The following is an 11,940-nucleotide window of genomic DNA, read 5'->3' on the forward strand; positions in this document are numbered from 1 at the left end:
CGCGCTTGCGCAGCAGGTTCACGTCCATTTTGCGGGAAAAAATATCCTCGCCGTCCAGCGTGACGGTGCCCTCGATGCGCCGGGCAGCCATTTTCTTATGTGCGGGACATCAGCGGGTCCTAGCGATCTCGATGGTGTTCGTCTTTTCCTTCAGGACAAGGACATCGCCGGTGTCCGTGCTGATGTGGGCCAGATCAGCCTGCGTCAGCTTGTAGTCGTCCGTTCCGGTGGCGACCACCGTGCCCCACATCATGAGGTTACCGGTGATCACAACGTCGTGGTCGAGCGCGCCGCCGATGGTCACATAGCCGTCAGAGGTCTTGCTGAGGTTGCCGTCTTCATCGCTCTTGGAGTTGAGCAGGTAGATATCGCCGTTCAGCTCCGCGGTCTGGCCTGCGGGCGTGGGATTCAGGACGATGCTCGCCGTGGCGTCGCCGTTGACAGCCGCGAGATAGCCGATGTCGTTCTTCATCGTGATATTGCGGAACCTGCCGCCATTGATCTCGATGGTCACGAACTTCATGGCATGCAGCAGGCCATAGGAACCGGTGACATTTTCAACAAGGCAGTCGTTCACAACGCAGCGCGCGGGCACATAGGTGCTCAGAGACATGCAGTTTCCATAGACGATCAGGCCGTTGTAGCCGGTCAGGTCATGGAACCATCCGCCGTTGATGGTCAGCAGGGTCTCCGTCTTGTTCGCGCCGAGATTGAACACTCCGCCGCCTGCGCCGAAGATCATGTTGGCGATCTCAAAGCCGTCGTTCACAGTGACCTGTGCGCCGGAGCCGATACTGAAGGAGGCATTGACACCGCTCTTCAGATACTTGCTGTTGCCGTCCACGCGGAAGTTCTCGATGGTGACGTTCGCTTCCTTGATGTCAAACATATAGCCGGAGGTGTTCGTAGCATCACGTCGGACCATGCAGCGCTTGGCATTCTCGCCGAATTCGTTGAAGTTCAGCGAGCAGTCTTCCTTGATCTGGATGCGGTAGACCAGCGAAATGACGAAGTTCGCGTCATCGGGGATGGTCTCCATGGCATCAACACGGGCCTTCAGGATCTCCTTGGCCTTCTCGAACGTCTTGACCGGCGTCTTAACGGTCAGGCCGTCGTTCGTGTCATTGCCGTTGCCGCTGAGGTAGACGACGATGTCGTTCGTCTTGACCTCGGCAAAGACCGCCGTGTTGTTCTCATTGACCTCGAGGTAATAAGCGCCGTCGATGCCATTGACAACATGTACCTTCTCCATGTCGCTCGGCTGCAGGGCATAAGCGCCCTCGCCCGTTCCGCCGGAGATGGTGGCTGCGCCGACGAATTCCTTGGCCAGCAGGATGGGGAGCTTGCCCTTCAGCTTGGTCAGGCCCTCAGGCACGCGAATCGCAACGTCCTTGGAGGACCCATAGGCGTTGTTGATGTAAATCGGGTCCTGGAAATCGGTATCCTCCGTCGGAATGAGGGTAACGTTGTGAGTCGAAAGGGTCAGCGCGTTGATCATCTCGCCGTCCTTGTTCGTGTTGCCGGCAAACTTCACACCGCCGAGCACGACGGTAGAGCCGTCATTCGTGGCAGAGATGCAGGCGAGGTTCGCGCCCGTCGTCGACATGGAGTTGTTCACAAACGCGCCGCCGAGCAGGTTCACTTCCACAGGATGGCTGCCCATAACGTTGATGACGCCCGCAACGGAGCCGCCCACGTTATGGGACAGCTCGCCGCCATTCATTGTAAAGACGGTCTTATCGTCCTTCGTGTTGGACTTGAGGTAGATCGCGCCGCCGGTGAACTTGGACGTGTTGTTCGAGATCTTGCCGCTGTTCAGAATCAGGGTGGAGTCTTCCACATAGAACGCGCCGCCCTGTGCGCCGTAGCAGTTCGTGACAACGGCGTTGTTCATCGTCATCGTCGCATAGTTCAGCAGATAGATGGTGTTGCTCGCGGGAGCGGAGGCGGACAGTTCGGAGAAGACCTCGGCATTGCCGTCGATCGTGATGTTCGAGAGCGTCAGGCTGCCGCCGTCCACGGCGATCATGTTGCCCGTGCAGGACGGAGCGCGCTTGACGATGCAGTCGCGGCCCTTGAGGTCCCACGTCTGCTCATCGAGCACGGTCACGGTATGCGTGACCCAGATGACACCATCGGTGACCTTCGGAGAGATGAGAGCCGCAGCCGCAGCAAACGTGCGGACCGGGGTCTCCTCCGACAGGCCGTCGTTGGAGTCGCTGCCCTTGACACCGTCCAGATAGACCGTCGCGCCGACATAGGTGTCGTTGAGCCAATAGGCAAAGAGCGTCATGTTGTTCGTGACCGGAGTCGCGAAGTCCCATTCCGCGCCGCTGGCGGTGTGCCAGCCGAGGAAGGTATCGTCAGTCTTGACGGGATCGGCGGGCTTTTCGACCGTGCTGCCGTGCTGGACCTTGACCTGCACCGGTGTCGTGCCGTTGACGGCATTGAACGTGACGGTATGCTGGATCAGGCCGTCAGACAGTGTGACGGTGACGTCCTCGGTCAGACCGGCCAGGATGTAGTTGCTGCCGTGGCTCGCCAGACGGCCGCTCGTTGCGGAGACGTCATAGACCTCATAGCCTTCGTCAGCGCGGGCGATAAACTCGACAAAGTTCACATTCTCCGGGAGCGTCAGCTCCGTGACGGCCTTGCCTTCGACATAGGCCGCGCTGTGCTCGGAGACGAAGGTGACGTGGATCGGCTCCTTCGGCTCGGTGGGCTCGGGCTCAGTGGGCTCGGGCTCCGTCGGTTCGGTCTCCGTCGGCTCCGTGGGCTCGGGCTTATCCTCCGCAGCCTTCAGGAAGCGGCACAGGAGCGTAGCGGCCTCAGCGCGGGTCAGAGGGTTCTGTGGCAGGAAGCTGCCGTCCGGATAGCCGGTCAGGACACCTGCCGTCTGCATGGTCTCCACAGCCTCTTCCGCCCAGGCGGCGATGTCGGCTGCATCGGTGAAGGTCTTAACCTCCTCGATCTCGGGGAGGGTCTTGTTCAGCAGCTTCAGCAGCCGCAGGAAGATGGTGGCAGTCTCCTGCCGGGTGGCCGCGCGGTCCGGGGCAAACGTGCCGTCGCCGTCGCCGGTCACAACGCCGTTCTCGGCGGCCCATGCGACAGCGCCCGTGTACCAGGTGCCCACTGCCACATCGGAGAAGCCGGTAGAGGCATTGTCGTCCGTTTCCGCACCGGCGGCGCGCGCCAGAACGGTCACAAGCATGGCACGGGTCAGCGTGCCCTCGGGATCAAACGCCGTGTCGCTCACGCCCTTGAAGTAACCGGCGGCAACGGCTTCTGTGATGGCGTCATACGCCCAGTGGTCCTTTGAGACGTCCGTGAACCCGCCGCCCTCTGCCGCGAAGGCAGAGGGGAGCGCGGAACACAGGAGGCACACGACCAGCAGGACGGACAGCACCCGTTTCATCAGTTGATTCATGGTTTCCTCCTATTCTGAGCTTAATGCTCCAGCGTGGGGAGGCTCCCGGCGGGGAGCGCCACGGCGTCCTGACTGCTCAGCTCGGTCTGGGCCAGCGTGCAGGTCTCGCTGAAGTTGAAATCGCCGGTGCGGTCGAGATCCATCGCGCCGCTCTTGGAAGCGAACAGGCCGACAACGGGCCATGCAGCCTCGTCGAACGTGCCGCGGAGGACGGCCTCCTCGGTCTCCTCGTTGATCGCGATGATGCTGGAGGAGTCCTCGCCGTTGAAGCGTGCCCAGTAGATCCAGCCGGTCTCCATATCATAGTACAGGGACTGATACATATGCTGGCCCGTAATAGCAAGGGACTTGTCCGTTACGATGGTGTGCAGGAGGCTCAGCGTGTAGCCGTCACCGTTCGGAGCGATGCCGATGAGGTGGATCGTGCCGGAGGCAGACAGCATATAGAAGTAGTTGTAGGTGCTGTCATAGCCCGCATAGGCAATGCCCGCAATGGCGGTGAACGCACCCTGCAGATTCCATAGGCCGCGGTAGCCGTTCTCGGTGGTCGGATCGACGAGTATCAGGTAGTAACCATAGGTGCCGAGCGTGAGGTCAAGGTTCGGGCTGTAGGCCATATCGGACATAAACAGGTCGCCGGTATAGCACAGCTCCTTGGCTGCGTAACCGTTTTCGGCATCAAGGCTGTAGAGGTTGCCGTCGCCGGAGGCCAGCAGCGTATCGCCCGTCTGAACGACGGAGTAGTAATCCTGCTCCAGTGCACCGGTGAGGTACTTGTAGTTTGCAGAGTCGACATCGATGTCGGCAACAAAGCTCTGGCCGTCTGCATTGTGAACGATGCCGGTCAGCGTCGTGTTGTTCTGCATGACCGTGATGGTGCACTCGGCCTTGACGGTGCCGTCGAGCTTAGAGGCGGCGGTGATGACTGCCGTGCCCTCGCTGACTGCGGTGACAACGCCGTTTGCATCGACGGTGGCGATCTTCTCATCGGAGGAGGACCAGACGATGGAGCGGTCGGTCAGGTTCCACGGGGTCACGAAGGCCTCGAGGGCGGTCTTGTTGCCGCTGTAGAGCGTGGCGCTCGTCGTGGTGAGCTGGACCTTCTCAGGCTTGTCGGTCTTGCCGGTGGAGCCGCCCTGGCCGCGAACGATATACAGGCCGGTCATTTCGCCGGGCAGATCGGAGAGTGCCGTGCCGGCACCGGTCGTGAGGTCAAGCTTCACGAGCTTGTAGGTCGGACGTGCCCAACTGGAGGCTCGCACGAACTGTGCCCAGTAGAGCTCGCCGGTAGAGTGGTCAAAGGCCATGGACTGCAGATAGTTTGCCTTGAAGCCGGTCTTGCCGACGTTCGTCAGCTCGCCGATCTTGCCGTCCTCAGTCAGACGGAAGCTGTAGAGGTAGGTGTTGCGCGTGGAGGCGTTGATGACATAGAACGTACCGTCGTCACGGATGGCCAGCACCTGCGGCACTTCGCCGTCGCGGGACGAGGGCATCATGTCGCTCGTGATCGAGCCGACCTCGGTCAGCTCGCCGGTAAACATGTCGACGGTGACGAGCTTGCCGTACTGCGGCTCGCCGTTCTCGTCATTGAGAGCTGCCATGGCGTACAGCTTGCCGTCGGCCTTGTTATAAGCCATGTCGATCAGAATGGCGTTCAGGTAACACACGGGCGTCGGCTCGAACTTGCCGTGCTGCATAACGTACAGATAGCCATCCGTCGTGCAGGCCACGGTGTAGCCGTTGACATACTCCGCAGAAGCGAACTGGACATCGGCCTCTGCTGCAGTCTCCGGGGTCTTGGCCGTATCCGGCTCAAAGCGCGCCCAGGTGTTGTTCGTCGAGTTGAAGGCGAAGAAGCCATTGAGCTCCACTGCGGGCTCTTCGTCGCCGTCGTCGCCGCCGAGGCCAAGCTCGAGCTCATAGGCTCTTGCGTTGCCCGCATAGTCCACGACCGCAACAACGACCTTGTCCTGCTTCATGGAAGCAGCGTTGACCGAAAGGCTCAGTGCCTCGTTTGCCGTCTGCTGGTTCGGAGAGAGCGTTCCGATAAGCTTGCCGTCCGTCGTGAGGAACTGGATGGCAGAGATGTACTGGTTATCCTGCGCCGCGATGTTGATGAGCTTGCGGCCCGCAGGATCGCTGGAGAAGAACATCTGGGTGACGGCCGGTGCCTCGTTATCGACGGTAACGAGCGTCTCCCACGCTGCGCCCTTGCCGAGGCCGGTGTAATTGCCGTTCTCGTCGGCGGTGTAGTACTCCGGAACGGCAGTCAGGACGAGCTCGAGCTTCGTGTTGTTCGGGAGCGCATTGCCCTCGTTGTCCGTGAAGCGCCAGCTGATGCCCTTCGTCGTCATGGTGTAGGCCCAGGAGCCGTTGTTCGTATGGTAGAAGGCGCCGGACTGCTTGCCGTAGTCCTTGCTGAAATAAACCTCGCCGGTCTCTGCATTGCGGATGACGTAGCTGACGTCCTGCGCATTGCGGATCAGGTTGTAGTTTATGGTCATGAGCGTATCGCCCGCGCGGACAGCCGTGCGGTCAGCAAGGAACGCATCATCGTTGGCGTAGAGGTTCACGCCGAGGATGAAGGTATTGCCGCTGCTCGCCTTCTTCACATTGTAGTAGTTCTCCCGCGCGACATTCAGGTACTTGTGCGGCATCTCGTTGAAGCGATCCTCGGCATAGACGCTGGTATCGAACATGGAGGAATCCGTCCAGTTGCCCCAGAAGGCCAGGAACGGGATGGACTGGCTGACGCCAAGCTTGCCCTCGGCATCGGTCTCGGCATTCAGGTAGACATAGCCCTCGAGGTAGTTGCCGTTGGAGAAGTTCTCCTCCATATACTGCTTGCCTTCCTCGTTCAGGCTCAGGGTCGCATGGACCTGCACGCTGCCGTTGGCCGGGACGGTCACGACGTCGTTACTCTGCAGGCTCTCAAGCGTCTTGCCCTCATAGGAGCCGCCCTCGAGAATGTCGTTGAGGATCTGCGCATCGACCTCGTCGGCAGCGCCGTCGCCGTTCAGGTCGGCCAGAGAAGCGTCTGCAAGCTGCTCCAGACCGGCGGCATGGTTCAGGATCGCCATGACGTCGCCGTCGTCGAGCTTGCCGTCTCCGTTGAGGTCGTAGCCCGCCGCATCGGTCGTGAAGACCGCATTTGCGCCGACTGCAACATCGTTCATGGCGATGAACTTCGTGCCGGACTCCTCATCCGTGACGGTTTCCGGCGCAAGCACACTGGCGCTGAGCCTGTAGGAGACGGACTTGTCCGTCAGGTTGTTGACATGGAACGAGAAGCTGTAGGTACCGGTGCGGGCGGGATCGTCGCCGAACTCCACCTTGACCTTGCCGTCGTCATTGCCGTCAATGGTCACATAGGCGGGGCTGTTCACGGCGTTCTCCACGTTGCCAAGGCCGGAGCCCTGTCTTCTCGGGGAGTACTCCACGTCGGAATCCGGGTCCATGATGGGAACGGCCGTGCCCATCATCAGGCTCTGCGCCAGAGCGCGGGCCGTCAGGCCGGCCTTTTCCGCAAGGCCGTTCTCCCGGATGTACTGCGCGACAACGGCTGCCTGACCGGCAGCAGACGGAGACGCCATGGACGTGCCGCTCATCAGGCCGTAGGTGCCGTCCGTGCGCGTGGAATAGATGTTGCCGCCGGGAGCGGTGATCTCGGGCTTCAGAGACAGATCGCCGGGTACGCCCCAGGAGCTGAAGGAGCTCATGGTGATAACGCCGCCGGTGGCGTTCATGTCGGTGTAGACGCCGCTGCCGTGGACGGTCAGCTTGCCGCCCCAGACGCCGTTCTCGTCCTGCGTGGCCGAGGCGAGGATCGCCTTCATCTGGTCGAGGCGGATTGTGATGAACGGGAGCTTCTTCGTGCAGGCCGCATAGATGGCATCGAAGCCGTCAACATTGTTATAGACGATAATGGCGGCAGCCTTCGCGGCATCCGCATTGATCTGCTTATCGGTGAAGGCAACGCCGTTGCCGCGGGAGACAAGGACGATCTTACCCGCCGTGTTCGCAAAGTCGGACTTCTCGCCGCCGTACTTCACGGTGTCGTCCGGGTCGGTCGGATCGCCGATGAACACGAAGTCATACTCCGTGCCGCTCTTGTCCTCGGACTTATCGAGCGTCGTAAAGGCTGCGCTCTTGCAGGTCGCGCCGCCGGTGAACGTCTTGCCTGCGCCGTCGGCGTAGGTGTAGTTCGCGCCGTTGACCGTGAAATACTCCGCGGTGTTGGCGATGTTGTCGGCACTGGCGACGGCCAGAGAATCCTCATAGGCGCCGGGGGAGCCGACGCGGCCGGTGTTGGAATCCTCGGCAAACAGCAGGCCGTTGACGGAGTCCTCAGCCCAGTTGCCGGAGTTACCGGCAGACATGCAAACGACGGTATCCGTCTCGTCCAGAGAATCCATGACATTGGCGAAGTAGGCCTCGCCGGGGGTCGTGAAGCCGACCGCCGCGGAGCCAAGGGACAGGTTGACGCTGTCGCAGTCCAGAACGATGGCATCCTCGATGGCGGCGATGTAGTCATCGGCATAGGCGCCGCCGTTCTTGCCGAACACCTTCATAACGACGACCTGCGCATCGGGCGCAACGCCGACGACGCCGTTGTCAGCGTAGGTGTAGGTGCCGTCCGCATTTTCCACATAGCGGTTGGCCGTGGCGATACCGGCAACGTGCGTGCCGTGGTCGCCCTGCTGATCGTTGTCATGCGTGATGTCGAGAGTGGCGTCAATATAGTTGAAGCCGAAGGCGATCTTGCTGCTGACATACAGAGCATTGCCGGTCAGGCCCTCATAGCGCTCTGCGGCATGCAGCTGCGGCAGGACCTCGTTGATCTTCGCGGCGGTCAGCAGATTGTAATCCGCGATCTGCTTGCCGTTCTTCGTCGAGGTAACCAGCAGGCTGTAATCAAACGCAGCGCTGTTGAACGACGGATGGTCTGAATCCAGGCCGGTATCGACAATGGCGATGCGGCTGCCCGCACCGGTATAGCCCTCGAGCCAGGCGTTGTAGCTGCCGATCATATTGCCGGAGGAAATGGTGTTGAGATCGGCCTGCTCGCGCGGATCGATGCTGTACTGCGGAACGAGCATAACGCTCTTAACGCCCTTCAGCGCTTCGACCTCGTCCATCTTGCCATATGGCAGGTCAACGGACATGGCGTTAGCGGCCAGCGTCAGGTTCCAGTGGACGTTCAGCGTCTCGCCGGACAGCACGTTCGCAGAGATCTCTGCGGCCAGCGCCGCCTGCTTGGCTTCGAGCGCCTTGGACACTGCCATGGCGGCAGCATTGCCGGCGATGCCGCGGGTAGCGTAGCCCTGCTGCAGGACGGGCTTGTCCTCCAGCACGACGAACACACGCACGACATCGGTGTCGGCATAGGGAGCCTCTTCCGTTTCGGTCTCGTCCGCAGCGGCATTGTCTTCCGTTGCAAGCTTCAGGCCGTCGGTGGAGATCTCATGATAATTCGCGGTCTGATCCTCCGCCATGGCGGAGACGCCGGACAGCAGGCCGGTGACCATGCACACGACCAGCAGCAGCGAAAGGACCCGTTTCAGATTCCAGTGCTTCATTCTTCTATCCTGCGCTCCTTTCATGCGAGATTCTCAAGGTAGACCATGATGATCTTCGCAAACTGTGCGCGCGTTGCCTGGCCCTGCGGCTCCAGCATGCTGTCGCCGACGCCGTTGACGACGCCGTTAGCAGCAGCCCAGCGCATGGCGGGAAGCGCCCAGCTCGAGACCTTTGCGGAATCCTTGTATGCATTGAGCGCGGTGACATCCGTCTTCCAGGTGTTGCCCTCGCTCTGCCAGCAGCGGAACAGCATGGTGACCATCTCCTCGCGGGTCACATTCTGCTCCGGCTTGAACGTGCCGTCTTCATAGCCCTTGACGAGGCCCTGCTTGCTGGCCCACTGCACATAGGGCGCATACCAGCTGCCGGCCTTGACATCGGAGAAGCTCGTTCCGGTATAGTCGGACGTCTTCACACCGGCGGCGCGGCCGAGGACCGTGACGACCATGCCGCGCGTCAGAGTGGCATCCGGGGAGAACGTCGTCTTGCCCGTGCCCTTCATCAGGTCATTGCCGAGGACATAGTCCACAGCATTGTGATACCACTGCGTCTGATCGACATCCTTGTAGCTCTTGGACGGGCAGTTCTTACCGTTGCAGGCCACATAGATCCTGATCGGGAAGTCAGCGATCTTCGTCGTCTCATAGTTCTTGTCCGTCACCTTGGCGCCGGACACCTTGAAGGTATAGCTCTTCGTCGCTGCGTTCGTGAACGTCAGCGTCAGCACGGCCTGATCGGCCTCGGCTGCGCCGCCGACCCAATTGCAGACGACCTTTCCCTTCTCCTTTGTGTTTGCCACTGCAAGCGGCAGACCCTTTTCGGTCTTGCTGAGCGTCAGCGAGCTGTCGTAGCTGAGCGTGAAGGCTCCGCTGCGCACGGCGCTGCCGCCGCGAAGACTGAGTGTGACTGTGACCGTGCCGTCCGCGGCATTGGCCGTGCCATAGAGCGCCGGAGCGTCCGCAGCGGACACCGGCAGGACCAGGCAAACCAGCAGCAGGCAGGCCAGCAGCAGCGCAGTCAGTTTTTTGCGCATTGCATATCCCATCCTTTCCTTTTTGGCTCGTTAGCGCTTTGCTCCGCTAACGCGTTGTAAACTGCGACTTTAATTATGCCACATGCTGTATGGAAATGCAAGGAAAAATTTGCCTGACTTTCTGTTTTTCTGTCGTGGAATATCCATATTAAATGTCCTTATTTGCCAGCTAATCACAATTCATTCCCTTCTGGTGTGCTGATCGCTCTATTTTCTCTCACAAATATTCTTACACTTTCGCGTATATTCGTCTTACATTTCGTCTCTCATTTCAGCCACAGGCAGACAGCTGTCTGTGACACGGAGACGCAAAAAGCTCCTGCGCATGCAGTGCACACGCAGGAGCTTTGGATATTTGGGTTCAGGGAATATCGCGCAGGACTTCCTCGGGCGGAAGATCGAGCTGCTCCGGCTCGCGCAGGAGCTTTTCGAAGTACTTCATGACCGTCGCGTAATAGAAGCCGTCGACGATACGCTCGTCCGTATTCATGACGAAGTCGACATAGCGGCGCGTGACGGGCTTGCCCTGCAGGTCGAGCTCGACCTTGCGGTACTTACGGCCAAAGGCGACGAAGACAGGAAGGTTGCCGAAGTTATAGAGGTGGTGGACAATAGGCGGGATGCCAAGCGAGCCCATGGACGTGAAGATGACCGTGCCATGGAAGGGGCTGAGGTCCGTCAGAAACGTCGGCAGCAGGCCGAAGTAGTCCAGCGTCTTCAGGAACCAGACAACAAACTTCAGCAGGAGGCGCGGCATACTGGCCAGCAGAGCCGCGACATGGTCGAACGAGCTGTCAAGGGGGGTGTTTTTGACCTCGTCGATGAGGGCGTTCAGCTTCTCATAGACCTCCTTCGTCGTGTCCGTCGGCTTGAGGTGGAGCTTGATGGTCGTCTCCTCGCCGTCCGTGCGCATGTCTTTCTTGATGGTCATGGTGAACTGGACATCGTCATCGCGCTGATAGACACGCTGGCCGGAGAAGAAGCGGTTCACGCCGGGGTACTTTGCGATGCAGCGGACATAGGCCGCAAGCAGCACATGCGTCAGGCCGAAGGACTCCATGCCCTCCGCGCGCTTCTGGCGGATGTAGCGCTCGACCTTCGAAATTTCGAATGTCGTCTGGATGGAGTTGCAGGCATCGTTGCGCGTGGGCATGATGTAGCCCGCGACGATGTTCATCGGGCTGAGCGTACGGATGAGACGGCCGTCCTTGCGGTCGCCCCACGTCGGGTGGTAAGCCCCGTCCGTGAACGGCCGCATCGCGAGCACGGCGACGACGGCGCTGCCGGCCATGGCGATGTTGGAGATCTTGACAAGGCGGTACCACACGGGGATCGTGCAGCCGGCCATCGCCAGATCATAGATGAGGATGGCCAGCGGGACCAGCAGCGTGAACAGCAGCGGATAGGACACCGGGATCTTGCCGGTGATGGTCAGGCGATAGATCAGGTAGAGCAGCAGGTACAGGATCCAGCACATCACGACATAGCGCATATAGCCGAACAGGGCGTAGCCGCCGTGCAGGTGCAGGTCGAGCGCCGCCTGTCCGAAGTAGACGCAGGCCCAGAAAATGGGCTTCGACGTGCGATAGAACCGCGTCTCCCCTTCCAGCACGAGCTGGAGCGCAAAGCCGAGGCTCACCGCCATCGGCAGGACCTTCTGGAACCAGATGTTCACGGTGCTGATCACGGCTCCCTCGCCGAGGCAGAGCGCGAGGATCTGCAGAACGATGGAAGCCAGCGACAGGGCCGCGGCGATCCAGGTCAGCGGGTTTTTCCGGCTGACATAAAAACGGGTCTGTTGTTTCATGGTTACCCTCTCTTTCTAGGGAACCTCTGAATAAATCGGCTGCGGCGCTCAGCGGGTCTTTCGCCCCAACTTATCGGTTTGAAAATCTTGAAA

The 11,940-nt window shown here is 60.3% G+C and carries 4 protein-coding genes; all 4 read right to left on the reverse strand.

Annotated elements, in window-relative coordinates:
• Nucleotides 1-109 precede the first annotated feature (109 nt).
• The 4 genes from WMO66_RS03145 to WMO66_RS03160 all read right to left on the reverse strand — a co-directional run bounded on the left by WMO66_RS03145 (nucleotide 110) and on the right by WMO66_RS03160 (nucleotide 11,847).
• Nucleotides 110-3,427 (reverse strand): S-layer homology domain-containing protein, encoded by a 3,318-nt coding sequence (locus tag WMO66_RS03145; RefSeq protein ID WP_349134957.1) that lies wholly within the window; start codon nucleotides 3,425-3,427, stop codon nucleotides 110-112.
• A 20-nt stretch (nucleotides 3,428-3,447) separates the two neighbouring features.
• Nucleotides 3,448-9,006 (reverse strand): S8 family serine peptidase, encoded by a 5,559-nt coding sequence (locus WMO66_RS03150; RefSeq protein WP_349134958.1) that lies wholly within the window; start codon nucleotides 9,004-9,006, stop codon nucleotides 3,448-3,450.
• Nucleotides 9,007-9,026: 20 nt separating this feature from the next.
• Nucleotides 9,027-10,040: an S-layer homology domain-containing protein gene (locus tag WMO66_RS03155; protein WP_349134959.1), complete on the reverse strand. Its 1,014-nt coding sequence runs from the start codon at nucleotides 10,038-10,040 to the stop codon at nucleotides 9,027-9,029.
• Nucleotides 10,041-10,401: 361 nt separating this feature from the next.
• Nucleotides 10,402-11,847, reverse strand: a complete 1,446-nt coding sequence (locus tag WMO66_RS03160; RefSeq protein ID WP_349134960.1) for a hypothetical protein — start codon at nucleotides 11,845-11,847, stop codon at nucleotides 10,402-10,404.
• Between the last annotated feature and the right edge of the window lie 93 nt (nucleotides 11,848-11,940).

This window comes from Faecousia intestinalis (assembly GCF_040096185.1).
In the GTDB taxonomy this organism is placed as follows: Bacteria; Bacillota; Clostridia; order Oscillospirales; family Oscillospiraceae; genus JAZOXB01.

Coding starts and splice junctions, on each gene's coding strand:
- WMO66_RS03160 (WP_349134960.1), bottom strand. CDS start 11,847: ATGAAACAACAGACCCGTTTTTATGTCAGCCGGAAAAACCCGCTGACC.
- WMO66_RS03150 (WP_349134958.1), bottom strand. CDS start 9,006: ATGAAGCACTGGAATCTGAAACGGGTCCTTTCGCTGCTGCTGGTCGTG.
- WMO66_RS03145 (WP_349134957.1), bottom strand. CDS start 3,427: ATGAATCAACTGATGAAACGGGTGCTGTCCGTCCTGCTGGTCGTGTGC.
- WMO66_RS03155 (WP_349134959.1), bottom strand. CDS start 10,040: ATGCGCAAAAAACTGACTGCGCTGCTGCTGGCCTGCCTGCTGCTGGTT.